Here is a 25119-nt window from a genome sequence, read left to right as displayed (position 1 = left end):
GACCGGCAACGTGCGGCCGCCCGACGATCGGAGAGGGAACCCATGATCATCGGTGTGACCGGAAGCGAAGGAAAGCTCGGCAGAGCCACCACGGCGCGGCTGCGCGCCGACGGCCACGAGGTCATCGGTTTCGACCTGGCCGGCCCCGCGGGCGAAGGCTTCACGCGCGTCGACCTCACCGACTACGGGCAGGCGCTCGACGCCATGCTCGGCGTCACCGCGCGGCACGACGGGCTCGACGCGCTGGTGCATCTCGCGGCGATCCCGGTGAACGGACTGGTGCCCGATGCGGCCACCTTCGACAACAACATGGCGGTCTCGTTCCACGCGGTCTTCGGGGCCGTGCGGGCGGGCATCCGCACCATCGTCACCGCCTCGAGCATCACGGCGATGGGTTTTCCCTACGAGGTCGCCCCGCCGAGCCTGCCGGTCGACGAGGAGTACACCGCGGCCTTCAACACCTACGGGCTCGGCAAAGTGCTCGAGGAGCAGATGGCGCGCCAGCTGGTGGGCTGGCACGACGACCTCTCGATCACGGCGCTGCGTTTCACGAACGTCGTGGCCGAGGGGGAGTACGGCACCTTCGAGCGCGCCGGCGAAGCCGACTACCGCCGCGACCTGCTCGGCTCCTGGATCGACGCGCGCGACGGCGGCACCGCGGTGGCCCTGGCGCTCGACGCCGCGCAGCCGGGTTTCGAGGTCTACAACGTCGCCGCGCCCACCTCGGGCACCGCGGCGCCGAGCCGTGAGACGGCGGAACGCTGGTTCCCCGGCGTGCCGGTGGCCGACGACCTGGGCGAGTTCGAGTCGCTCATGTCGACGCGCAAGATCCGGTCGCGCTTGGGCTTCACCGCGCAGCACGACTGGCGCTGACGGGGTGGTCGGGGCTCGGCGCATCGCTCAGCCCTTGACCGCCCCCGCGGCCAGTCCCTTGATGATCTGCTGGTTGAGCACCAGGTAGAGCACCAGGATGCCGCCGACGGTGATGCAGATCGCTGCGAACAGCGGTCCGTAGTTGATCGAGCCGTACTCACCGGAGAAGTTCAGAAGCCCCACCTGGATGGTGTTGAGCTTGCGCTGGCCGGCGAAGATGAGGGCGAAGAGCAGGTCGTTCCAGATCTGGAAGAACTGCACGATCGCCACCGTGAGCACCGCGTTGCGCATCATCGGGAGGCCGATCGAGAAGAAGGCCCGGATCATCGAGGCGCCGTCGATCGTGGAGGCCTCGAAGATCTCGCGCGGGATGGCGCGGAAATAGGTGGCCATCATGAACACGGTGAGGGGCAGCCCGGTCGCCGTGTAGATGAGGATCAGCGGCAGCAGCGACCCGGTGATGCCGATGTTGAACGACGCCGTGAACAGCGGCAGCACGATCATCTGGCCGGGGATCATGATGCCGGCCAGGAACAGCAGCAGGATCGTGCCGCGGCCCTTGAACACGAGCACCTCGAGCGCGTAACCGGCCGCGGTGCCGAGCAGCACCAGCAGGATGAGGGCGGGGAAGGTCACGATGACCGAGTTGACGATCGTGGTCGAGAGGTTCGCGGTCTCCCAGCCGGTGACGTAGTTCTCCCAGGTCCACACCTCGGGCAGGGCGTAGGAGGGGTTGTTCAAGAAGTCGCTGTTGGTCTTCAGCGAGTTGATGAACATCCAGAACAGCGGATACGCGGTGATGAGGATGAGGAACGCGATGGTCAGGAGCGCTGGTATGCGGCGCAGGCCGCGAACGGTACGGGACATGGCGGCGCCTCTCAGGAGGTGATGTCGCGGCGCGACGAGCGGAAGATGAACAGGGTCACGACGAGGCAGATCATCGTCAGGAGCAGCGCGATCGTCGAGCCGTAGCCGTAGTCGCTGTACTGGAAGGCCGTGCGGTACATGTACAGCGTCAGCGGCGTGGTCGAGCTACCGGGGCCGCCGCCGGTCAAGGCGAAGACCGAGTCGAAGACCTTGATGGTGCCGTTGATGCTGAAGATGAACGAGGCGAAGAGGATGGGCAGCGACATCGGCAGCACGATGTGCCGGAACAGCTTGAACCCGCTCGCGCCGTCCAGCCGCGACGACTCGATGATCTCGTCCGGGATGTCGAGGAGGCCGGAGAAGATGAGGATGCCGTAGAAGCCGATCGAACGCCAGACATCCATGATCACGATGACGACGAAGGCGGTGGTGCCGGCGCCCAGCCAGTCGACCGAGCCGAGCCCGACGTTGACGAGCAGCTCGTTGATCAGGCCGTCTTCGGGGGCCGACTGGAAGAGCTTCTGGTAGAGCAGCGACACGGCGACCGTGGGCAGCACCACCGGGAAGAAGACGAGCGTGCGCACGAGCACCGACGACTTGCGCAGCACGAAGTTGTAGAGGAGTGCGAGGCCGTAGCCCAGCACCACCTGGAACAGGGTGACGAGGATGGCGTAGCGGATGGTGAACCACAGCGCATCCCAGACGGCCGAGTCGGTGAACAGCCGCGTGAAGTTGTCGAAGCCCGCGAACGTGAACCCCCCGAGCGGACTGCCTTCGAAGAAGGTCAGACCGAGCGACCACAGCACCGGCACGAGCATGATCAGGGTGTAGACGAGCAGGGCGGGCGTCAGCAGAAGGATGATCGCCTTGCGGTCACCGAGAACGGACTTCATCGACGGCCTTTCGGGTCGGATGCGGGCGGGGGCGCTTTCACGCGCGCAGCGCGGGTGAAAAGAGGGTGCCTCCGGCACGGTGGTCGCCGCACCGGAGGCACCGGGGTGTTACGGGTTGTCGATCGCGTCCTGGACGGTGGACATGAACTCCTCGGGCGACATCTGCCCGGTCACGAGGAGAGCCGCGCTCGTCGACGAGATCTGGCTGGCCTTGGCCGGGAACAGAGCCTCGAACCACAGTACGCTGTCGGTCGATTCGTTGATCGTCTCGGAGACCTTCTGCGAGATCGCGGGCAGGTCGGCCGAGGCGGAGGAATCGGCCACGAAGCCGGTGATCTGTCCCTGCTTCAGGGCCTCGGTGCCGTAGTTCGTGGCGATGCAGCCGAGCCACGACGCGACGTCGTCGGAGTAGGCGGCCTTGCTGAAGGTGGCCGGGAGGCCGACGTTCGACGGGTACTGGTCGATCGAACCGGCGCCGCCCTCGACGGCGGGGAACGGGAAGAAGCTCATGTTCTCCGCGCCCACCTCGTTGCCGTCGCCGTTGATGTTGCCGAGAATCCAGCTGCCCATGTAGATCATCGGCGACTTGCCGGTGAGGAACAGGTTGTACGAGCCGTCGATGTCGAGCGACGCGACGTTGTCGCCGAAGTAGCCCTTGGCGCCCATGTCGGCGATGGCCTGAGCGGCCGCGACGTACTCGGGGTCGGTGAGCTTCGCGTCGCCGTCGGCGATCTTCTGCATGGCGTCGGGGCCGAGCTCGCGGAAGAGGTAGGTGGAGATGAGGCGCGTGATCGGCCAGCCCTGCTCACCGGAGGCGGAGAACGGGGTCATGCCGGCGGCCTTGGCCTTGTCGGCGATCGCCATCATCTCGTCCCAGGTGGTGGGGACTTCCCAGCCCTGCTCCTCGAAGATCTTGGTGTTGTACCAGATGCCCTCGATGTTGTACTGGAACGGCAGGAAGTCGAAGCCGCCGCCGTAGAGCTTCTCGATGGTCGACACGGCTCCGGGGGCGATCTTGTCGCGCACACCGAGGTCGGTGAGGGCCTTGTCGAAGTCGACGAGCACGCCGGCGTCGGCGAGCTTCGCGCCCTCGGCCGGGTTGCCGCCGGCCGAGAACATGGGCGGCAGGCCGCCCTGGCTGGCGAGCAACTGCACCTGCGAGTCGAGGTCGGCCTGCGGCTGCGAGCTGATCTCGAGCGGCAGCTTGTCGTTCTCGGCCTTGCACTCGCCGTCGGCGAGGGCGTTGAGGACGGGCTCGGTGGTGGTGTTCTCCGAGTTCTTCAAGAACTCGAACGACGACGGTGCGGATGTTCCGCCGCCTCCGCCGGAGCAGCCGGCGAGCGCGAGTGCGCCGGCGCCGATCAGGGCGACGCCGATCAGGGCCTTGCGGCCGCGGCGCGATGTTGCTGTGGACACGATTCCTCCTTGAACGGTGCTCAATCTGTTTGAGACGTTTCAATCTGGGATGCTAGGGTGGCTCCGTCGACATGTCAAGCGTCTGATTCTCAACCGTTATCTGCACAGGGCGGCGCGAAGGGGTCTGTGCAACGACTGTCGCCGGCACGAAGGAGTCCGCCCGTGGTTGAAACGTCACAAGACGTGCAGCGCCGTCTGACACCGGCCCAGCGGCGCGCTCAGCTGGTCGGTTTGTGGGCGGGTGCGCGCCGCGACGGCAACGCGGCGCCCATGCAGGATCAGCTCCTGCGCGACACCGAGCACCTCAGCGAATTCGCCCGCGACGGCCTCGGCCAGCTCACCAGGCACTACGGCACGACGCCCATCTCGGCGGCCGACGGGCAGGCCCTGCTGCGCGAGCGGCAGCGCTGGTTGGTCGAGGAGAGCACCGCGGGCATCCCGGCCCTCGTGCACGAGGAGTGCCTCACCGGGGTCATGGCCTGGGGAGCGACCGCCTACCCGTCGCCGCTCGCCTGGGGTGCGACCTTCGACCCGGCGTCGATCGAACGGATGGCGTCGCGCATCGGCGCCGACCTCCGCACGCTCGGCGTGCACCAAGGCCTCGCGCCGGTGCTCGATGTGGTGCGGGACCTCCGCTGGGGCAGGGTCGAGGAGTGCATCGCCGAAGACCCGCACCTCGTGGGCGAGGTGGGTGCCGCGTATGTCCGTGGCATCGAGGGGGCGGGCGTCGTCGCGACGCTGAAGCACTTCGTGGCGTACTCGGCCTCCCGCGCCGGCCGCAATCACGGCCCGGTCGCGGTCGGCCGGCGCGAACTCGAAGACGTCTTCCTGCCGCCGTTCGAGCGGGCGATCCAGGCCGGGGCCCGGTCGGTGATGAACTCCTATGCCGACGTCGACGGGGTGCCGCCGGCAGCATCGGTCGAGCTGCTCACCGGTATCCTCCGCGACCGCTGGGGCTTCGACGGCACCGTGGTGGCCGACTACTTCGCCATCGCGTTCCTCGAGACGATGCACGCGGTCGCGACGGATGCCGCGGATGCCGCCACCCAGGCCCTCACGGCCGGAATCGATGTCGAGCTGCCGACCGGCTCGGCCTACCTCGAGCCGCTCGCCGGTGCCGTGGCGTCCGGCGCCGTCTCCGACGACCTCGTCGACCGCGCGCTGGAGCGGGTGCTGCGCCAGAAGGGGGCGCTCGGCCTCCTCGCCGGCGGAGGCATGCCGGATGCGGAATACGTCGATCTCGACAGTGCCGAGAACCGCGCGATGGCGCTGGAGGTGGCGCGCCGATCGGTGGTGCTGCTGCGCAACGACGGCGTGCTGCCCCTGGCGGCGACGACCGCGCGGGTCGCCCTGATCGGGCCGAACGCCGACCGGTTCGGTGCCGTGTTCGGCTGCTACTCCTTCGTGAACCACGTGCTGCCGCGGCATCCGTCGGTCGAGCCCGGCATCGCAGCGCCCACCGTGGCAGCCTCGCTCGCCGAGCTGCTGCCCGACGCCGCCGTGACGGTGACCACCGGATGCGCGGTGACCGGCGACGACCGCACCGGCATCCCGGCGGCGGTGCAGGCCGCGAGCGAGGCCGAGGTCGCGGTCGTGGTGGTGGGCGACGCCTCGGGCATGTTCGGCCAGGGCACCTCGGGCGAGGGCTGCGACGTCACCGATCTGCGTCTCCCGGGGGTGCAGGCGGAGCTGGTCGCGGCGGTGCTGGCGTCGGGCACGCCGACGGTGCTGGTGGCGCTGAGCGGGCGGCCGTACGAGCTCGGTGCCTTCGCGGGGCGGTGTGCCGCGGTGGTGCAGGCGTTCTTGCCGGGGCAGGAGGGCGGCCGGGCGGTCGCCGAGGTGCTGACGGGGCGCGTGAACCCGTCGGGCCGGCTCCCGGTGGGGCTGCCGGGTGAGGCGTCGCCGCAACCCTCGGGGTACCTGGCGCCCCGGCTGGGGGCGCGCACGGCCATGTCGAGCGCCGACCCGACTCCGTCGCATCCGTTCGGCTTCGGGCTGTCGTACACGACGTTCGAGCGGACCGCAGTGCGCACGGTCACTCCGTCGGTGTCGCTCGCGGATGGTCAGGATGCCGGCGCCGTCGTCGTGCTCGAGACGACGGTGCGCAACACGGGCGCGGTCGCCGGGGCCGACGTTCTGCAGGTCTACCTCCACGATCCGGTGGCGCAGGTCGCGGTGCCCGAGCGCCGGCTCGTGGCGTTCCTGCGGGTGCCGCTCGCGGCGGGCGAGGAACAGGGCTGGCGCGTGACGATCCCGGTGGGCGCGTTCGCGTTCGCCGGTCGTGACGGCACGCGCATCCTGGAGTCCGGCCGGGTCGAGTTGATTCTCGCGGCCGACGCCGCCGACGAGGGTTCACGCGTGGCCGTCGAGCTCGTCGGAGCCGTGCGTGCGGTGCCGAGGCTGGCCGACCCTCCGGTCTGGACGCGATCCGGTACAGTCTCCACAAGCCCGACTCCGGGCGGTTAGGGGATGGTGATGGCGAGAGTGGGCATCCGCGATGTCGCGGCGCTCGCGGGCGTGGCCGTCGGCACGGTGTCGCACTACCTCAACCACCCCGACCGGGTCTCGGACGAGAAGGCCCGCCGCATCCGTTCGGCCATCGAGACGCTCGGCTTCGTGCCGTCGATCGCGGGCCGGCAGCTGCGGCTCGGAGTCAGCACGGTCGTCGGCTATCTGGCACCGGATGTGAGCAACCCGTATTTCGCGGAGATCGCCGAGAGCATCGAGCGGCGTGCCTCCGACCTCGGGGTGAGCGTGTTCCTGGCGAACTCGCACCGCGATCGGGAACGCGAAGACCACTACCTGCAGATGTTCGAGGAGTACCGCGTGCGCGGGCTGATCGTGTCGTCGCACCAGGCGATCGAGGAGCGGCTCGCCGGGGTGCGCCAGCGCGGCACGCCCTCGGTGCTCGTGGGCCAGGCGGCGCGCTCGCCGGAGCAGGTCTCGGTCTCGCTCGACGACGTCGACGGCGGGCGGCAGGCGGTGCAGCACCTCCTCTCGATCGGGCGCCGGCGGATCGCGTTCGTGGGTGGGCCGCTCGGCATCCCGCAGGTCGCCGACCGGCTCGCGGGGGCGAGTGCGGCGGTGGAGACCTCCGGGGTGGCGAGCCTCGAGGTGATCGCGCAGGCCGACCGCACACTGGCCGGCGGCCGCGAGGTCGGGCGTGCCCTGGTGGGCCGGCCCGCCGACATGCGGCCCGAGGCCGTGTTCGCGGTGAACGACCTGCTCGCGCTCGGCATCATGAACGAGCTGATCGCCGCGGGTCTGCGTGTGCCGGACGACGTCGCGGTGGTCGGCTACGACGACATCGAGTTCGCGGCGTCGTCGCTCATCCCGCTCACCACCGTGCAGGGCCGCCACGAGGGCTACGGGGTGGCGGTGGTCGACCTGCTCACGGAGGTGATGGCGGGCCGTCCCATCCCCGAGCCGCACCGCGTCTTCGCCCCGGAGCTGGTGGTGCGCGCGAGCACCGTCGGCCGCGCCTGACCGGCCCGGTTCGACATGACGCCTGGATTCGCAGCCCGCGCCACTGATAGTGTGGTGGTCGTCACCCCATTGAGGTGGGGCTGGAAGTGAACCCCGGGAGATCCTGCAGCTGCAGGGCCTGGGGTTTCGCGCTTAAGGGCCCTGCACCTCCACCACGGTCAGCCGTTCTCCGAGCCGACCTAGGAGATCACTGCCAGACGTGCGGTCTGCCGTCATCGCGCCTGCGACGACGTCGGGAATCCAGAGCAGGGGCTCGTACGGCCCGCGAACGTGGTCGAGCCTCGTCTGCCGATCGATCCTGCGTTGTGCGCGCAGGGTGTCGAGCAGAGTACGATCCCGGGCGTCGTCCGCAGGGCCCCGCGACTCGGCCACGAGGTCGTGCACCTTCAGCCCAGCGAGTTCGTGGAGCATGCGCATAAGGCAGACGCGGCGGCGACGCTCGCTCGATGCCTCCGGGCCGCCGAGTCGGACCACCACGAGATGCTCGATGTCGAGCGTTCCGATCGCGGTGACCAGGGGAGGTCGCTCGGTGTCGCGGGTGTCGTGCCAATGCAGCTTCGTCGATCCGTGGGGTTTCAACCGACGAAGGGTGTCGCGAAGCGCATCCGCGTGGACGGCCGGGCAGACCGCCGCCGCAAGGATGTAGGTGCCGGGATCGACGCTCTGACGCGACCCCGACTCGTCGATGAAGGCGAGGCGACGTGAGTATCTGTCGGTATTCATCGGTACGAGGTATATCATTTCGGGCGCTCATGCGCGTCCGCGCGCTCCTGGGCGATGACGTGCGGGCTCGCTGATCGCGGATGGCCGTCGTGGCCCCGATCGCCGTATGGCGCGGGTCAGCGGGTCGCAACGCAGCTGGGGGAGCCGACGGGCAGGTCGTGGCGGTGGGTGAGGCGACCGGCGGGGTCGATGTCGAAGACGGCCAGCGAATCCGAGACTCGATTCGCGACGTAGAGCCGGTCGCGATCGACGGCGTGGTGCCGGGGTTCGAGGCCGTGACTCGACACCTCGTCGACGGCGTTCATGCTGACGCCGTCGGGGTAGACCCGAACGGTCACGATGCTGTCGGAGCCGCGCACGCCCACGTGGATGACCGTTCCCGCGACCGTCTCGAACAGCGTCAGCTCCGCGGCGAGGTCGGGGGCCGCCCATGGCCCGTTCGGTCGTAATGGCGCCGACCCTGCGATGGCGAACCGGCCGCGGTGATCGGTGCGAAGCGCGAAGACCTGTCCTGAATGCTCGGTGACGACGTAGACCAGCCCGTTGCCGTGCACCTTCAGATGGCGGGGCCCGCTTCCCGGTGGGAACTCGACCGTCTGCTCCGGCACCAGGCCAGATGTCTCGTCGATCCGCCACACACCGATCGAGTCGTTCGCCATGTCGACGGTCGCGATGCGCCCGTCGCCCAGGGTCGCCGAGCAGTGCACTCGAGAGGGTGCAGGCCCTGCCGCACGCACGCGCCTGATCAATCGAGGGCTCCCGGAGGGCGTGAGCTCGAACATCGCGATCACCCCGTCGCCCCAGCCGCTGACCAGGAGGTAGCGGCCATTGGGAGCGACGTGCACGTGGCAGGGAAGGTCGCACGCGTGCGCCGCAGGGGCCAGCGGGCGCATCCGTTCCCCTGTCAGGTCGACCGTGAGCAGGTCGCCGGTGGATTCCTCGACCGCGTACAGCACGGGGAGGAATGGATGCGCGGCGACGAAGGCGGGCGATGCGGCGGGGAGCGCGTCGCCGGCGCGCGCGCCCGGACGAGCCGGGAGGCGCTCGATGCCGCGGCCCGAACCGCCGAGCTCGGCGGTGTAGGTGCCAACCCACACCGCCGGCTCGTTCGCTGTCATCAGACCACGGGAGTCGAGGGCGCGGTACCCCAGTGCCCCAGGGCGATCTCTGCTTCCCGGTGTGCGTCGATCACCAGAGTCCGTGACGTCTCTTCGAGCGTCGGATCGCCGTTCGCGATCTCGGACACGAGGAGACGGTGGCTCTTCAGCCCGTGCAGGGTCTCCTCCACCAGGGGGAACACGAGGGTCTCCCGCGTGCGCACCGCCGTCGCGATCACGCCCTGCAGTCGCTGGAACATCCGGTTGCCGGACAGAGCGAGCAGCGTCGTGTGGAACTCGACGTCGGCCTCGGTGAAGGAATGGATGTCGCGGGCTTCGAAGGCCTGTTGCATCCGGTCGAGGATCGCCTCGAGGCCGGTGATCGCCGCGGGGTCGGATCGCTGCGCGACCAGACGAGCTGCGACGGGCTCGATCGCCAACCGGGTGGAGTAGAGCTCGTCGACCTGGGCCAGCCGGCTGTCGCCCTGGAGACGCCACATGATGACCTGCGGGTCGAGGTAGTCCCACCGGCTCTCCTCGGCGACGCGGGTTCCCACTTTCGGACGCGCCGTCACGAGGCCCTTCGCCTCCAGCGCGCGGAAGGCCTCTCGAACGACGGAGCGAGAGGCGCCGAGGTGCTCGCCGAGCTTCTCCGGATGGATCGATGACCCGGGGGCCAGCACGCCCTGAACGATCGAGCGGCCCACGTACTCCACGGTCTGGTCATGAAGCCGCGCGCCACCGACCCGGAAGATCGCATCATCGGTCACTGTTACTCAACTCCTCAAGCAATAACCTGATAAATACTACTAGCGCAGTTGACTATTCTCGGTTTAGTCATAATAATCTGATTATTGAGATCGTGACTCGAAGAGGAGCAGCTGTGCACATCGTGGTCGCCGACCCCATGCAGGTGCGATTGAGGAGCCAGCTCCAGGAGCTCGCCGGCGCGGGACTGACGTGGGAGTTCCTGGCGGACGGGCAAGGCGTCGCCGACGCCGTACGATCACCCGACGTCTTCGTGGGCTCCAAGCTGAGCGCCGAAGAACTGCATCCCGCTCGCGACCTCCGGCTGGTGCAGGTCGCGGGCGCCGGCTACGAGGGGATCGATCTGAGTGCGCTTCCGAGGGGTGCCAGAGTTGCGAACACCTCGCACCACGGCCGGGCGATCGCCGAGTATTGCGTCATGGCGATGCTGGCCCTTTCGCGAGACCTGATCCGCGAAGACCGGGCGCTACGCGCCGAACGGTGGCTGTCGGTGTTCCAGGACCCGGAGTCGCCGGTGCACGAGACGCTTGAGGGGCGCACGGTCGGCATCCTCGGCATGGGCGAGATCGGCGAGCACGTCGCGATCCTCGCCACGGCCCTCGGCATGCGGGTGGTGGGGGTGCGCCGACGGCCCGAGCTGCCGATCGCGGTCCCCGTCGCCTGGATGGGAGGCGCCGACGACATCGACACCCTCCTCACCCTCTCCGACTTCGTGATCGTGACCACGCCGTTGAACGCCCAGACCCGGGGTCTGCTCGGAGCCCGCGAATTGGCGCTCCTCGCCCCGCACGCCGTGCTGATCAATGTCGCGCGCGGGCCCATCGTCGACGAACAGGCGCTTTACGACGCCCTGCGCAGCGGAGCCATCCGCGGAGCAGCCATCGACGTCTGGTGGCAGTATCCCGAGCACGGCAACCTCCGCAGTCCGTCCCGCCTCCCGTTCGGCGAGCTCGAGAACGTCATCCTCACCCCGCACACGTCCGGCGTGACGACGGATGTGTTCCACCGCCGCATGAAAGACGTCGCCGGCAACATCGCCGCGCTCCGGGACGGCGCGCCACTGCGCAACGTTGTCTACGAATCCTCGAACGACCTCAGTGAATCCCGATAAACACCACCAGGAGAAATCAATGAAGATGAACCGCAGAATCGCCCTGGCCGTCGTGCCGGCGGCGCTCGTCGCGATGGCGTTGTCGTCGTGCTCGGCCGATGCCGGCGCAGACGATGGCGCGACGGCCGGTCCGGTGAGGATCACGGTCATGGGCATCCCGGCCACGACGAAACCCGAAGCTCGTCAGGCCTATCTCGATGAGGTCGCGGCCTTCGAGAAGGAGAACCCCGACATCACGGTCACCCCGACCGACGAGAAATGGAACGCGCAGTCGTACGTGACCGAGTTGGCGGGAGGAACCGCGCCGACCCTGTTGTGGGTGCCGCTCACCGACCCGCCCGGACTGATCGCGCGCAAGCAGGTCGCCGACATCACCGCCGATGTCGACGCACTCCCGGAATCGAAGAGCCTCGACCCGAAGGTGCTCGACCCGCTGCGCGGTGACGAGGGCCAGCTCTACGGGCTGCCCACCGCTGAGTACGCACTCGGCCTCGCCTACAACCGCGACCTCTTCACGGCCGCCGGACTCGACCCGGATGACCCGCCCACCACCTGGGACGAGGTGCGCGCGGCGGCCAAGAAGATCTCCGACGCGACCGGTGTTCCCGGATTCGCCGAGATGACCACGAACAACGCGGGCGGATGGCACCTGACGGCGGGCACCTACTCCAACGGCGGCACGATGGAGGTGCTGGGCGACGACGGGAAGTACACCGCTGACGTGACGAACGACGCCGCAGCCGCCTACCTCGACACGCTGAAGGCCATGCGCTGGGAAGACGACTCGATGGGCACGAACGCGCTGCTCGGCTACGACGACATCAACAGCGGATTCGCGGCCGGCAACTTCGCCATGATCATCTCGGCGCCCGACTACTACACCAACTACATCCAGCAGTACCAGGGCGACCCGGCGAAGTTCGGCATGGCGGCGTACCCGCAGGCCGGCGGCGGAACGACGCTCGCCGGCGGCAGCGTGGCGATGGTGAACGCCAAGGCGACCGCGGCCGAGAAGGCCGCCGCGATCAAGTGGGCCGCCTACCACTGGCTGCGCCCGCAGTACGACCCCGAGGTCGCCGCCACCGTGGCTGAATCGAACGCGGCCGCAGGCATCCCGGTCGGCATCCCGACGATCCCGCTGTTCGACCAGGCGACGCAGGACAAGGTGCACGCGGCCATCGAACCGTACGTCACGATCGACACCGCGAACTTCGAGCCGTTCGTGACCGGTACCGCCGACCTCGACCTCGAGGCCGAACCGCCGGTGGCTGCACAGCTGGTCTACGGATCGCTCGACCCGGTGATGCAGGCCATCCTCACGCGGGAGGATGCTGACCCGAAGGCCGAACTGGAGAAGGCCCAGCCCACCGCCGAACAGGCCGTCAAGCAGGCGCAGCAGGGCCAGTAATGACGACGAGCAACGATCTGGTGGTGGAGGTGACCTCCGTCGCCCCCACCACCGGATCGGAACCCCAGGTCGGCCGTCGCGGATCGGAGCGGCGCGTGCGCAGACGGTTGAAGCATCCCGGGCGCTGGCGCCGCGACCTCTCGGCGCTCGTGCTGCTGCTGCCGGCACTGATCCTCTTCGGCGTGTTCTCGTGGTGGCCGATTCTGCGGAGCCTCCTGCTGAGCGTTCAGTACAACAACCTGGTCGACGCACCGACGTGGGTGGGACTCGACAACTTCGTGAGCGTGTTCAGCGACCCGCTGCTCGGAACGGCGGTGCGCAACACCCTCGAGTTCGGCGCGCTGTCGGTCCTGTTCGGATTCCCGATCCCGTTGTTCCTGGCGATCATGATGTTCGAGCTCCGGCGCCTCGGCGGCATCTTCCGGGTGCTCGTCTACATCCCGGTCATCATCCCGCCGGTCGTCTCCGTGCTCCTGTGGAAGTTCTTCTACGAACCCGACAACGGTCTGTTCAACGCCGCGCTCGGCAGCGTCGGTCTGGGGCCGTTCCCGTGGCTGCAGTCCACGGCGACGGCCCTGCCCAGCTTGGTGCTGCTCATCCTCTGGGCCGGTGTCGGCAGCACCGTGCTGCTCTTCCTCGCGGCGTTGTCGGGCGTGAGCCCGGAGCTCTACGAGGCCGCCGAGACCGACGGGGCGTCGATCTGGCAGCGCATCTGGCACGTCACGTTGCCCCAGCTGCGCGGGATCATGCTGATCCTCCTGCTCCTGCAGATGATCGGCACCCTGCAGATCTTCACCGAGCCGTACGTCATGACCGACGGCGGACCCGAGAACTCGACGGTGACCGTGCTGCTGCTGATCTACCGCGCCGCATTCATCAACGGAGACTTCGGCTACGCGACAGCCCTCAGCGTCCTCCTCGCCGCGGCGCTCGCCGTGCTGTCCGTCGTCTATCTCCGCCTCACCCGTGCTTGGAGCCGCTCCTGATGATCGTGAACACCGAAGCACCCCCACCCGTCGTACGGGCCCGCCGGCGACGGGGGCCGGAGGCGACCCGTAGCCTCATCTCGACCGCCGACCTCCGTCGGCCGGGATTGCGGTGGAGCGTACGCGCGATCCAGGGTGTCCTGCTCGCGCTCGTCGCCATCGCGGGCATCGGGCCACTGTGGTGGCTGTTCAAAGGATCGTTCTCCGGCACCCAGGAGCTGCTCCAGAACCCGGCCGCCCTCTGGCCCTCCACGACGCAGTGGGGCAACCTCGTCAACGCGTGGACGCAACTCGACGTCGGTCACTACCTGCTCAACACTGTGGTGTACGCCGTCGGCGCGGCCGGCGTGCAGGTGATCGTCGCCGTCAGCGCCGGGTTCGCGCTGTCGGTGCTGCGCCCGCGCTTCGGCCCGGTCGTGTACGGCGCCATCCTTGCAACCCTGTTCATCCCGGGCACCGTGTCGCTGGTCGCGCTCTATCTCACGATCATCAATGTCCCCGGCCTCAACATCAACATCGCGAACACCCCGTGGGCGATCTGGCTTCCCGCTGGCGCGCACGCGTTCAACGTGCTCATCGCGAAGCAGTTCTTCGACACGCTGCCGCGGGAGTTGTTCGAAGCCGCATCCGTCGACGGGGCCTCCTCTTTCCGCATGCTCGCGCAGATCGCGATGCCGCTCTCCCGGCCGATGATGTTCGCGATCGGGTTGCTGTCGCTGATGGGGGCCTGGAAAGACTTCCTCTGGCCGCTCGTGGCGATGAGCGACCCTTCGAAACAGCCGTTGTCGGTGGCGTTGCCGCGCCTGGCCGACAACGCGGATCAGGCGCTGGTGCTGGCCGGGATGCTCATCTCGACCATCCCGCCCCTCATCGTCTTCATCATCTTCCAGCGCCAGATCGTCCAGGGCGTCGGATTCAGCGGATTGAAAGGGTAATTGCACGTGAGCGGCCATGTCGAGGTAATGATCGAACGACCCGATCGAGGCGGAACGATCCGCATTGAGCCCTGGGGCCCGGACACCATCCGGGTGCGGGCCTCCTACCGCGGCCCGATCGATCTCCGCGAGACCGGAGGCCTGGTCTCCGACCGGCCGATCGAACCGGCTCCGGATGCGGTCCTGCGCGCCGAGGGTGACTCGCTGTCGATCGCCAACGGGAATCTGACGGTCGTGCTCGACCGCAAGGGGCAGATCGCCTTCTCGTCGGCCGACGGCCGTACCCTGCTCGCGGAGAAGCCCCAGTTCCTGGCATCGCCACCGCCGCGTCACTTCCGTCGCCGCGGGGGCGCCACCACATTGCAGGTGTGCTTCGAGGCCGATCCGGAGGAGCGCTTCTACGGTCTGGGCCAGCAGCAGCACGGGCTCCTCGACCAGAAGGGTGCGGTGATCGACCTTCTCCAGCACAACTCCAACGTGTCCATCCCGTTCCTCCTGTCGAGTCGGGGTTACGGCGTCATCTGGAACAACCCGAGCCCCGGTCGGGTCGAGCTCGCGCACAATCGCACGCTCTGGACGGGCGAGAACACCGAGCAGATCGACTATCTCGTGATCGCGGAGCCGACCCCGGAGCGCATCCTGGCGCGATTCACGGCACTCGTCGGCCGCGCTCCCCGCTTTCCCGAGTGGGCATCCGGATTCTGGCAGTCGCGACTGCGCTACGCGTCACAGGATGAGCTCCTTTCGGTCGTGAAGGACCACCTCTCCCGGGGGCTCCCGCTCTCGGCGATCGTGATCGACTACCTGCACTGGATCTACTTCGGCGACTGGGCTTTCGATCCCGCGCACTGGCCCGACCCGGCGGGGATGGTGCAGGAGCTCCGCGAACTGGGCGTCGAACCCGTGGTGTCGGTCTGGCCCGCGGTCAACGAGAACAGCGAGAACTTCGCGACAATGAACTCCCGCGGCCTCCTCCTCCGGCAGGCCGGCGGCCTGGGCGTCGCTGCGCGATTCGTGGATGCCGGGCAATCCGGTCCCGCCTTCCTGCACTTCTACGATCCGAGCAATCCCGAAGCCCGTGCATTCCTCTGGGATGCCGTCGATTCCGGGTACCGCCGTCACGGTATCGAGAGCTTCTGGGCCGATGCGAGCGAGCCCGAGATCGTGCCCCAGGAACCCGCCGAATGGGAGTACGCGGCCGGCCCGGGCGACCGCGTCGGCAACAAGTACCCCTGGTGGAACGCCCAGGCGCTCGGCGGAGGCATGACCCCGGAGAATCCGCGCGACGCCGTGAGTCTCTCGCGATCGGCCTGGCTCGGCTCGCAGCGCTTCGGTGCGGCTCTGTGGTCAGGCGACGTCCCGTCGACTTTCGAGTCGCTGCGCGCCCAGGTCCCGGCGGGCCTCAACGCCGGCCTCAGCGGAGTCGCATGGTGGTCGAGCGACATCGGCGGCTTCTACGGGCCCAACACCAACGATTCGCCGTACCTCCGCGAGCTCATGATGCGGTGGTTCCAGTTCGCTCTCTTCACTCCGATCACGCGGATGCACGGACACCGCATCCCCGATGGCGACGTCGCCCTGAAATACGGTGCGCCGAATGAAGTCTGGAGCTTCGGAGACGAGGTACTCCGCGCCGCCACGCGCTTCCTGGCCGTGCGGGAAGCGCTGAGACCGTACATCGCGCGGGTGATGCGGGAGTCGTCCGACTCCGGACTGCCGGCGATGAGGGCCTTGTTCCTGCACTACCCTGACGACCCACGCGCTTGGGAACTCGAGGACCAGTACCTATTCGGCGCAGACATCCTCGTCGCACCCGTGCTCGACCCGGGAACGGACGTGCGATCCGCTCATATTCCGGATGGGGAGTGGGAGTCGTTGCAGACCGGCGAGGTCGTCGTCGGCCCGCGGGAGGTCGTGATGACCGTTCCCACGAACGGGATACCCGCGTTCGTACGGACGGGGTCGGACGTCGCCGACGAGCTCGGTGCGTTCCGGGTCACGTTCCCGGGGGCGGACTCATGACCTGGCTCGTCACGGGCAGCGAAGGCAAACTGGGCCGCGAACTCGTCGCCGTCCTCGACCGGCAGGCGGTCGCCATCCGGACCCTGGACGTCGTGGGCTCCTCCAGGCCGGGACACGTCGAGGGAGACCTCCGCGAAGCAACGATCCGCTCGCGTGCGTTGGCGGGAGTGGAGGTCGTCCTCCATCTCGGGGGATTGGCGAGCGACGGTGCCGGGAGCCCGGACGACATCCTCAATGTCAACTCCTGGGGTACGATCGCCCTCGCCGACGACGCCGTCGCCGCGGGGTGCCGGCGATTCGTGTACGCGTCGAGCGTGAACGCAGTCGGCATCGTCGGACCGGGATCGCCGACCCGTCTGCCGGCCGGTGACGACGAGCCCGCGCATCCGTCGACGCCGTATCAGGTGTCGAAACTGCTCGCCGAAGACTATCTCCTCTACCTCGACCGCGCCGGATCCATCTCCACTGTCATCCTGCGCCCGGCGTTCGTGGCGACTTCGCGGGACTACGCCGTCTGGCGGAACCCGGATTTCGCCGCGCTACCGCGCACGAGAAGCGAGCTGTACGCCTACGTCGACATCGGCGACTGTGTGGAGGCGCTCATCCACGCTGCGCGGTCGGCCGGGCCGCCCGGGCCATTCTTCCTCAGCGCGGCCGACACGAACGCGTTCCAGCCGTCTGAGGAGCTCCTCACCGGCTGGCCGGTCCCGAGACGAGCCGATGTCGCGGACTACTTCTCGGCCGACCCGCATCGGGCGCTGATCGATACGACCTCCACCGCCGAGGTGCTCGGCTGGAAGCCGAGCCGCTGCTGGCGCGCGGACACCCCCACACCACGAAACGATCAGGAACGGAGTCAACGATGACCACTGCACTCTCTCGTCGAGCATTCATCGGCGGAACCGCAGCGGCGGGCGCAGCCGCCATGCTCGCCGCTCAGCCGGGAGCGGCCTTCGGCTTCGCCGGCGTGCCCGCGACCGCCCCTCCGGCACTCGGAAACCTCACGTCGGGCGGCTTCATCGCCAACCTCCCCTCGTCGTTCTACTCCCGCCCAGGACTGGAAGGCATGCCCGTCATCGACTACGAGAGCATGCCGGTGGTCAACGTGATGGACCACGGAGCGATCGGTGACGGCATCTCCTCCGACAAGGCGGCGTTCGACAGCGCCCTCGCCGCCGTCAAACTGCTGGGCGGCGGCATCATCTACCTGCCCGTCGGGCGCTACCTCTTTCCTCCGCAGGCCGCGGGGAACGTCAACTGGTGGTACCAGGCGTCGCTCGACGGGGTGCATTTCGTCGGAGAAGGCGAGGGGAGTGTGGTCGTCTTCAGCCGGCCGAAGATGACGGCCAATGGCCAGGAGGCGCCGCTGTATCCTGCCGGAGCCGGCTGGGTCTTCGTCAATGCGACGGATGTCTCACTCCGCGACATCGCAATGACCTGGGTGCCGCTCAACATGATCCGACACACGACGACGGCAACCGCCGTGCTGGCGCGGGACCCGCAATCGATGCAGGTGCTCCGCGTGACCGTCGACCACTGCCAGCCCGGAATCATCCTGCAACGCGCGAGCAGCTCGTGGATGGTCGAGAACACGTTGCGCAACGGTGGCGCCGACGCGTACAACTACGGCGGCGCGAAGAACAGCGTGGCCGCCTACAACTGGGCCGAAGCGGTCGGTGACGACGGCATCGCGAACTACCAGGACAGCAATCTGTTCCCCGACAGCAACACGATCCCGAACGTCCGCTTCACCCGCAACACGCTGATCAGCATGTGCTACGGCCGCGGCATGACCCTGGGCGGCTCGCATCAGAAGATCGACAACAACTGGATCGAGAACACCTCCGGCGCGGGCATCCTCAGCGACATCAGCAACACCGCGACCCCGGCGACGCTCATCGACGCCTCGGTCACCGACAACGTCCTCGTGCGTTCGAGCATGGAGATGCGGCCGGACAACCGGCAGCTCGCCCCGGGTGGCGGGTATCACGGGGCCGTCGCGTTCCTCAATCTGGTCGACACGCTCTCGATCAAGAACAACAGCATCCGGGCGTCGGAGGACAACGACATCGCCATCGGCATCACCAACTGGCTCGGCGTCACCGGGAACGACATCGAGATCTTCGGCAACGAGATGTACGCGGCCGACGGTGTCGGCATCAACGTGCCGGTCAACAGCACCATCGATGGACTCGCGATCAGTCAGAACCGCATTCTCGAGAACAGCGGCGCCGGCGCCGCCATCGCCGGCACGGCGACCGGGGTCACGAGTTCCGGCAACCTCGTCACGACGCTGCCCGTGGTCACCGGGTCGGTGACGGGTGACATGACCGGATTCTCGACCAGCCTGTCTGCGCCCTACACCGATCCGTACGCCGCCCGACGGGCCGAGGCGAACGAGACGGCCTGGGCCGATCCCCAAGCCCAGTCGACAACCGGCCTGCCCACTGCCAACGTTGTCACGTACGGTGCAGCCGGAGACGGTGTCACCGACGACACGGCTGCCTTTCGCGATGCGCTCGCCTCCCTCCCCGGGTCCGGAGGCGTGCTCTACGTCCCGGCCGGCTCCTACCTGCTGCAGCCCGACGGAACCCATTCGAGTTTCCGCGACACCAAGATCCCGCATCACTTCGCCATCGAGGAACGTGACAACATCCATCTGGTGGGCGTCGGCGCGACCTCGCAGATCGTGCTGTCGAGCCCCGATCATCAAGGTGTCCGTTTCATCGGGGGCTCCGGATGCTCCGTCTCGAACATCGCGTTCAGCCTCCCCGACCGGCCCGACCTCCGGCACAATCGTGCCTTGCTCGAGTTCACCGGCGGCAAGGACATCTCGGTCACCGATGCGACCTTCACCGGCGCGAGCGGTTCCAATCTGCTCATCGACACGTGCACCGGCGTACTCGTGAGCGGGGTGACGAGCACGGACGCGAACATGTACGGGATCGACGTCGAGGCGAGCCGGCAGGTGCACGTCACTTCTTGCACGGCGAAAGACAACCGTGACGGCGGCATCCAGGTCGGCTGGGTGGGCACGGTCTTCCGTGAGTGCCAGTTCGTGCACGTCGACGACAACATCGTCGATGGCTCGGTGGAGGGCGGCGGCATCCTCGCCAGCAGCGGAGCCGATCTGGTGATCTCCGGCAACACCGTCAGCAACACCTGCCAGGCGGGCATCTACCTCTGGGGCCGTGCTCCCGGGTTCCCGATGTTCAGCGCCGAGATCTCGGGCAACTCCATCTCCAACGCGTGCATGGGCGACTTCACCTATACGCCCGGGGCGATCTCACTGCACTCCATCCGCGAGGTCGCGGGAATGACGACCGGCACGTTCACGATCTCCGGCAACACCATCGACACCACCCCGTTCTCCGGGATCTGGGTGGGCGGGAAGTCGCCGATCGGAACTGTGCTCTGCCAGATGAACACGCTCACCATCTCCGGGAACACGTTCACGGCCGTCGGCGGCAGCTCCGTGCTCATCGCCGCCGACCAGCAGGCCAAGATCACCAACCTCACCATCGTCTAAGGCGCTCACGCGCCGGAAAGCTGCTCACGCACGTGAAGATCGACCGCATCGAGACATTCCGGGTCGCACCCCGATGGCTCTTCCTCGCAATCACCACCGACGATGGCATCACAGGCTGGGGGGAGCCGATCGTCGAGGGACGCGCCGAGACCGTCCAGGCCGCGATCGGCGAACTCTCCGACTACCTGATCGGCACCGATCCGCGCCGGATCGAGGACACCTGGCAGGTGCTCACGAAGGGAGGCTTCTACCGGGGCGGCCCGGTCTTCTCCAGTGCCGTGGCCGGGATCGATCAGGCCCTGTGGGACATCACGGGCAAAGCCTTGGGGGTTCCGGTGTACGACCTGCTCGGCGGCCCCGTCCGCGAGCGAGTGCGGGTCTACGGCTGGATCGGGGGAGACCGGCCCAAAGAGCTGGCGGAGGATGCGCAGCGACAGCTCGAAGCCGGGCTCACCGCCGTGAAGATGAACGGCTCGGAGGAGCTTCTGGCCATCGACACGCCCGCCAAGCTCGCTCACCTCGTCGACCGGGTCGCAGAGGTGCGTGCAGTTATCGGCGACTCCCGCGATGTTGCCGTCGATTTCCACGGCCGGTTCTCTCCCGCGATGGCGCGGCGCGCGCTGCCCCTGCTCGAACCCTACTTCCCGCTCTTCGTGGAGGAGCCAGTGGTGCCCGAGCTGTCGGCCCAGTTGGGAACGATCGCGGCCGGCACCAGCATCCCGATCGCGACGGGGGAACGCCTGTATTCGCGCTGGGACTTCCGGGACGTGATCTCCTCGGGCGTCGCGGTGGTCCAGCCCGATCTCTCGCACGCCGGCGGCATCTCGGAGGTGCGGCGCATCGCCGCGGCCGCCGAGACCTATGGGGTGACACTGGCTCCGCACTGCCCGCTGGGGCCCATCGCGCTCGCCGCCTGCCTCCAGGTCGACGTCGCGACCCCCAACTTCCTCATCCAGGAGCAGAGTCTGGGCATCCACTACAACGTCGACTCGGACCTGCTGGACTACCTGGTCGATCGTTCGGTCTTCGCCGTCACCGACGGGCACGTCCAGCGGCCGCTCGGGCCCGGGCTCGGGATCGAGATCGACGAGAAGGAGGTCAGGCGGTCGGCGGCCAGCCCACACCGGTGGCGCAACTCGATCTGGCGCCACCAGGACGGGGGCTTCGCCGAATGGTGATCTCGACGACCGGTCCACAGTTGCCGGACGACCCGCAGCAGCCGAACCACGACCCCCGGTTGTTGGAGAACGGGCGTGTCATCCAGTCCAGCGGTTACAGCGATCAGCCGTACCTCGTCGTGACGCGCGACGGCGCTTGGCTCTGCGTCGTGACGAGCTCCGACTCCCATGAGGGCGATGCGTCGCAGCGCATCGTGACCCGGCGGAGCAGCGACCAGGGCCTGACCTGGAGCGACCCGGTCGACATCGAGCCCGCGGAGGGACCAGAGGCCTCGTGGGCCATCCCGCTGGTCGTGCCGTCGGGGCGGATCTACGTCTTCTACACCTACAACAGCGCGAACATCCGTGAGGTGGTGACCGACACCGGCACCAGCCCGAGGGTGGACACGCTGGGCGACATGGTGTTCCGGTACTCGGATGACGACGGGCGATCGTGGTCGGAGCACCGCTACGTCGTTCCGATTCGTGAGTTCGACATCGACCGCGAGAACCCGTATCGCGGTGCGATCCGTTTCTGGTGGTCGGTCGGCAAGCCGGAGATCGTGGCCGGTTCCGTCTACATCGCGGGGTCGAAGGTGGGCGGCTTCCGTGAGGAGTCGCAGGGCTTCCAGCGCACCAGCGAAGGGTTTCTGCTGCGCAGCGACAACCTCCTGACCGAACCCGATCCGGCGAAGATCGACTGGACGACGCTGCCCGACGGCGAGAAGGGTCTCGTGGCGCCGGCCGGCGAGGTCGCCGAGGAGCACAAGGCCGTCGGCCTTCGGAGCGGTGGCCTCTACTGCACCTTCCGGTCCGAGCGCGGGTACGTCGCGGATGCGTACAGTCGCGACGGCGGGCACAGCTGGACCGAGCCGGAGTGGGCGCGATTCGGAGCGGGCGCACCGATCAAGAACCCGCGTGCGGCGACCTTCGTCTGGGCCTGCGGCGACGGGAGGTACCTGCTCTGGTTCCACAACAACAGCAACACCTGGTTCGGCACGTACCGGAATCCGGCGTGGCTGTCCGGCGGCCGCGAGGTCGACGGTGAGATCGTGTGGTCGCAACCCGAGATCGCGATCTACGCCGACGACCCGATGGTGAGCATGAGCTACCCCGATCTCATCGAGGATCGCGGCGACTTCTTCGTCACCGAGACCGAGAAGCGCACTGCCCGCGTGCACCGGCTCGACCGGGACATGCTCGACGGTCTGTGGGGTGCGCCATCCGCTCGCCTCTCGGATGCACTGGTGTACGAGTTCGACTCCCGCCGGAACGACGAGCCTCCCGCCACGCCCCCGCGGTTCACGCCGTTCCAATTGCGACGGGGGAATTGGCAGACCGAGGATGCGCGAGGCGGCGTCACCATGAGCGCCTGGCTGCGGGTGGGTGATCTCACGCCAGGGCGCCTGCTCGTCGACTCCCGGAACGATCAGGGGGTCGGGATCGCCCTTCAACTCGAATCCCGAGGACGCTTGCGCTTCCTCCTGAATGACGGGCAGCAGGAATGCTCGTGGGTCTCTGATCCGGGAGCCATCGAGGCGGGCAGGCTCACACACGTCGGGGTGATCGTCGACGGTGGACCGAAGATCATCCTGTTCGTCGTCGACGGGGTGCTGCACGACGGCGGTGCCGAGCGTCCGTACGGCTGGGGCCGGTTCAGCCGGAACCTGCGCGATGTGAGTTCCGGACTGCCGGTCGCCCTTCACGGGCGGATGCGGGGCGAGGTGGTCTGCCTGCGACTGTACGACCGCGCGCTCCGGGTCGCCGAGGTGGTACAGCTCTCGACGGAGGACGTGCGCTCACCCGAGACGGTGGGCACGGTATGACGCCCCGAATCCACGCCCCGGGGCGAGTGCTGACCCTGGGGGAGTCGATGCTCCTGGTCACTCCGGAGCACCTCGAGTCGTTGGCCACGGCCACGCGGGCGTCGATCGACGTCGCCGGTGCGGAGTCGACGGTCGCCGTATATCTGTCGGAACTCGGCCACCGCACCTCGTGGGTGAGCGCCGTCGGGAGCGACTCCATCGGCGACCGGATCGTCTCCGCCGTCCAGGGCGCGGGCGTCGATACGACGCTCGTGCGCCGGGACGCGACAGCGCCGAGCGGCGTCTACTTCAAGGACCAGGAGGCGGGCGGCCACACCACGGTGCACTACTACCGCCGTTCCTCCGCTGCATCCGGAATGGGCCCGGCCGAGCTGCGTCGCATTCCCGTCGCCGACTTCGATCTCGTGCACGTCAGCGGGATCACCGCCGCGCTGTCCTCGTCGTGCGCCGCGTTGATCGACGGCCTGCTCGAAGTGGCCGCACGGGCGGGCGTCTTGACATCCTTCGACGTCAACCACCGGCCCGGCCTGTGGAGTGCCACGGAGGCGGCGGACCCGCTCGCACGCCTGGCCAACCGTGCCGACGTGGTCTTCGTCGGGCTCGACGAGGCTCATCGGCTCTGGTCGTGCTCGACGGCGGACGAGGTGCGGGAGATCGTCTCCGAGCCACGCACCCTGGTCGTCAAGGACGGCGGGACCAGGGCGACGGCCTTCACCGACCAGGGCCGCCAGGACGAGCCTGCACTGGTCGTGGATGTGCTCGAAGCCACCGGAGCCGGCGATGCGTTCGCCGCGGGGTATCTGCACGGCTTGCTGACCGGGGAACCCGAGACGACCCGGTTGAGGATCGGGCATCTGCTCGCGCGTGCCTCCCTGCTCACGACCGGAGACGTCGGAATCGTCCCCGACGAGCTGATCGCGGAGATTGTTCGATGATCGAGGGCGCGCCGTCGATGGAAACACTGCTCGGGGAGCGGCCTCTCGTTGCCATTCTCCGTGGGATGGCGCTCACCGACGCGATCGATGTCGCGGGGCGGGTGTGGGACCGCGGGATCGGTATCATCGAGGTCCCTGTGCAGACCCCGTCCTCGTTCGGGGTGCTCGCCGCCTTGGCAACGCTCGCGCGCGAGCGGGGCGAGGTCGTGGGGGCCGGGACCGTCACCACCGTCGAGACGCTGCAGGCCGCCGTCGCGGCCGGAGCAGCGTTCACTGTCGCACCCGGGCTGGACCTGTCCGTGCTCGAGGCCAGCCACGCCGCGGGGCTTGCCCATCTCCCGGGCGTCGCCACCGCATCCGAGGTTCAGCGTGCGAAGGCCGCGGGGAGTCACAGCGTTAAGGTCTTCCCCGCGTCGAGCCTCACGCCGAGCTGGATCCGCGACATGAAGGGGCCATTTCCCGAGATGGGTTACGTCGCGACCGGCGGAATCGATCATCGCAACGCGGCCGACTTCCTCCGGGCCGGTGCGAGTGCGGTCGGCGTGGGGTCGACGCTCCGTGACCTCCGCACGGCCGAGCAGCTCTTCGACGCGATCGAGACCGCGATTGGCGCCTCGTCGAGGTGACCGCTGCGGGCAGGCCGACAGCCGACCGACCTACGGTCAGGCGCGGTCGTGGAGGGTGATGTGGTAGCCGTCGGGGTCGGCGAAGGTGAAGGTGCGGCCGAAGGGGCCGTCGATCGGTGCCGCGACGATGGGGGTGCCCGCGGCGGCGAGGGCGTCGTGGATGGCCTGCACGTCGGTGGCGTGCAGCCAGATGGCGGCGCCGATGCCGGGGCGCTCGGCCGAGGCGAGGTCGGTGCCGGGCACGATGTCGCGCAGCGCGAACGCGATCGGGGTCGTGGTGAACACCACGGCGTGCGGCGGCCCGGCCGGCGAGCGCACGAGGCCGAGGTACTGCTCGTAGAACGCCTGCGAGGCTTCGAGGTCGCTGACCTGCAGGGAGATGAAATCGGGGCCGGTGACGGGCATGGGGGTTCTCCTTCTCGTATGTCAGTTCTCTGACATAGGCCAATCTATGTCAGAAT

Annotated in this window: 21 protein-coding genes; 14 read left to right on the top strand and 7 right to left on the bottom strand. The window is 68.3% G+C overall.

Annotated features, from left to right (window positions below; all coding sequences use genetic code 11):
• Nucleotides 1-42 precede the first annotated feature (42 nt).
• A complete protein-coding gene (locus tag AC3WLB_RS20295) occupies nt 43-873 on the top strand; it encodes an NAD-dependent epimerase/dehydratase family protein (protein ID WP_492509112.1) in 831 nt (276 codons plus the stop codon).
• 27 nt (nt 874-900) lie between these two features.
• On the opposite strand, the gene AC3WLB_RS20290 is transcribed toward AC3WLB_RS20295, so the two are convergent.
• From AC3WLB_RS20290 to AC3WLB_RS20280, 3 genes are all read right to left on the bottom strand, one after another.
• A complete protein-coding gene (locus tag AC3WLB_RS20290; RefSeq protein WP_022898140.1) occupies nt 901-1740 on the bottom strand; it encodes a carbohydrate ABC transporter permease in 840 nt (279 codons plus the stop codon).
• Nucleotides 1741-1751: 11 nt separating this feature from the next.
• Nucleotides 1752-2633 carry a carbohydrate ABC transporter permease gene (locus tag AC3WLB_RS20285; RefSeq protein WP_022898139.1) on the bottom strand — a complete coding sequence of 294 codons (882 nt, stop codon included), beginning with the start codon at nt 2631-2633 and terminating at the stop codon, nt 1752-1754.
• Between the two features lie 108 nt (nt 2634-2741).
• The gene (locus tag AC3WLB_RS20280; protein ID WP_492509109.1) at nt 2742-4049 is read right to left on the bottom strand and encodes an ABC transporter substrate-binding protein; all 1308 of its coding nucleotides are present in this window, start codon (nt 4047-4049) and stop codon (nt 2742-2744) included.
• A 162-nt stretch (nt 4050-4211) separates the two neighbouring features.
• Here AC3WLB_RS20280 and AC3WLB_RS20275 point away from each other — a divergent pair, with 162 nt between their 5' ends.
• Together AC3WLB_RS20275 and AC3WLB_RS20270 are read left to right on the top strand one after the other, a co-directional pair.
• Nucleotides 4212-6515, top strand: a complete 2304-nt coding sequence (locus AC3WLB_RS20275; protein WP_492509107.1) for a beta-glucosidase family protein — start codon at nt 4212-4214, stop codon at nt 6513-6515.
• 9 nt (nt 6516-6524) lie between these two features.
• Nucleotides 6525-7535, top strand: coding sequence for a LacI family DNA-binding transcriptional regulator (locus tag AC3WLB_RS20270; RefSeq protein ID WP_492509105.1), 1011 nt, complete (start codon nt 6525-6527; stop codon nt 7533-7535).
• Nucleotides 7536-7667: 132 nt separating this feature from the next.
• Here AC3WLB_RS20270 and AC3WLB_RS20265 read toward each other — a convergent pair whose 3' ends face one another.
• From AC3WLB_RS20265 to AC3WLB_RS20255, 3 genes are all read right to left on the bottom strand, one after another.
• Nucleotides 7668-8258 carry a hypothetical protein gene (locus AC3WLB_RS20265; RefSeq protein ID WP_492509103.1) on the bottom strand — a complete coding sequence of 197 codons (591 nt, stop codon included), beginning with the start codon at nt 8256-8258 and terminating at the stop codon, nt 7668-7670.
• 116 nt (nt 8259-8374) lie between these two features.
• Nucleotides 8375-9376, bottom strand: a complete 1002-nt coding sequence (locus AC3WLB_RS20260) for a lactonase family protein (RefSeq protein WP_492509101.1) — start codon at nt 9374-9376, stop codon at nt 8375-8377.
• Nucleotides 9376-10125 carry a FadR/GntR family transcriptional regulator gene (locus AC3WLB_RS20255; RefSeq protein WP_492509099.1) on the bottom strand — a complete coding sequence of 250 codons (750 nt, stop codon included), beginning with the start codon at nt 10123-10125 and terminating at the stop codon, nt 9376-9378. Before AC3WLB_RS20255 ends, AC3WLB_RS20260 begins: the two co-directional genes overlap by 1 nt.
• Before the next feature lie 113 nt (nt 10126-10238).
• Between AC3WLB_RS20255 and AC3WLB_RS20250 the strand changes: the two genes are divergently transcribed.
• From AC3WLB_RS20250 to AC3WLB_RS20200, 11 genes are read left to right on the top strand one after another with little or no spacing between them, the layout of a single operon-like run.
• Nucleotides 10239-11234 carry a 2-hydroxyacid dehydrogenase gene (locus AC3WLB_RS20250; protein WP_492509097.1) on the top strand — a complete coding sequence of 332 codons (996 nt, stop codon included), beginning with the start codon at nt 10239-10241 and terminating at the stop codon, nt 11232-11234.
• Between the two features lie 19 nt (nt 11235-11253).
• Nucleotides 11254-12642: an ABC transporter substrate-binding protein gene (locus AC3WLB_RS20245; RefSeq protein ID WP_492509095.1), complete on the top strand. Its 1389-nt coding sequence runs from the start codon at nt 11254-11256 to the stop codon at nt 12640-12642.
• Nucleotides 12642-13628, top strand: coding sequence for a carbohydrate ABC transporter permease (locus AC3WLB_RS20240; protein WP_492509093.1), 987 nt, complete (start codon nt 12642-12644; stop codon nt 13626-13628). Before AC3WLB_RS20245 ends, AC3WLB_RS20240 begins: the two co-directional genes overlap by 1 nt.
• Nucleotides 13628-14563: a carbohydrate ABC transporter permease gene (locus tag AC3WLB_RS20235; RefSeq protein ID WP_492509091.1), complete on the top strand. Its 936-nt coding sequence runs from the start codon at nt 13628-13630 to the stop codon at nt 14561-14563. The genes AC3WLB_RS20240 and AC3WLB_RS20235 overlap by 1 nt, the downstream gene beginning before the upstream one ends.
• A 6-nt stretch (nt 14564-14569) precedes the next feature.
• Nucleotides 14570-16585, top strand: coding sequence for a glycoside hydrolase family 31 protein (locus AC3WLB_RS20230; RefSeq protein WP_492509089.1), 2016 nt, complete (start codon nt 14570-14572; stop codon nt 16583-16585).
• Nucleotides 16582-17451: an NAD-dependent epimerase/dehydratase family protein gene (locus tag AC3WLB_RS20225; protein ID WP_492509087.1), complete on the top strand. Its 870-nt coding sequence runs from the start codon at nt 16582-16584 to the stop codon at nt 17449-17451. The genes AC3WLB_RS20230 and AC3WLB_RS20225 overlap by 4 nt, the downstream gene beginning before the upstream one ends.
• A complete protein-coding gene (locus AC3WLB_RS20220) occupies nt 17448-20114 on the top strand; it encodes a glycosyl hydrolase family 28-related protein (protein ID WP_492509085.1) in 2667 nt (888 codons plus the stop codon). Before AC3WLB_RS20225 ends, AC3WLB_RS20220 begins: the two co-directional genes overlap by 4 nt.
• A 32-nt stretch (nt 20115-20146) precedes the next feature.
• Nucleotides 20147-21292 (top strand): galactonate dehydratase, encoded by a 1146-nt coding sequence (gene dgoD, locus AC3WLB_RS20215; protein ID WP_492509083.1) that lies wholly within the window; start codon nt 20147-20149, stop codon nt 21290-21292.
• Complete coding sequence (locus AC3WLB_RS20210) at nt 21286-23097, top strand: exo-alpha-sialidase (RefSeq protein ID WP_492509081.1); 1812 nt, start codon at nt 21286-21288, stop codon at nt 23095-23097. Before dgoD ends, AC3WLB_RS20210 begins: the two co-directional genes overlap by 7 nt.
• The gene (locus tag AC3WLB_RS20205) at nt 23094-24032 is read left to right on the top strand and encodes a sugar kinase (RefSeq protein ID WP_492509079.1); all 939 of its coding nucleotides are present in this window, start codon (nt 23094-23096) and stop codon (nt 24030-24032) included. The genes AC3WLB_RS20210 and AC3WLB_RS20205 overlap by 4 nt, the downstream gene beginning before the upstream one ends.
• The gene (locus AC3WLB_RS20200) at nt 24029-24658 is read left to right on the top strand and encodes a bifunctional 4-hydroxy-2-oxoglutarate aldolase/2-dehydro-3-deoxy-phosphogluconate aldolase (RefSeq protein WP_492509077.1); all 630 of its coding nucleotides are present in this window, start codon (nt 24029-24031) and stop codon (nt 24656-24658) included. Before AC3WLB_RS20205 ends, AC3WLB_RS20200 begins: the two co-directional genes overlap by 4 nt.
• 36 nt (nt 24659-24694) lie before the next feature.
• Here the strand turns inward: AC3WLB_RS20200 and AC3WLB_RS20195 are convergent, their stop codons facing one another.
• Nucleotides 24695-25063: a VOC family protein gene (locus AC3WLB_RS20195; protein WP_492509075.1), complete on the bottom strand. Its 369-nt coding sequence runs from the start codon at nt 25061-25063 to the stop codon at nt 24695-24697.
• Nucleotides 25064-25119: the final 56 nt, after the last annotated feature.

Source organism: Herbiconiux sp. FW305-C-125 (assembly GCF_058783455.1).
The sequence above is the reverse complement of the archived record's forward strand: the minus strand, read 5'-3'. Positions and strand labels throughout refer to the sequence as shown.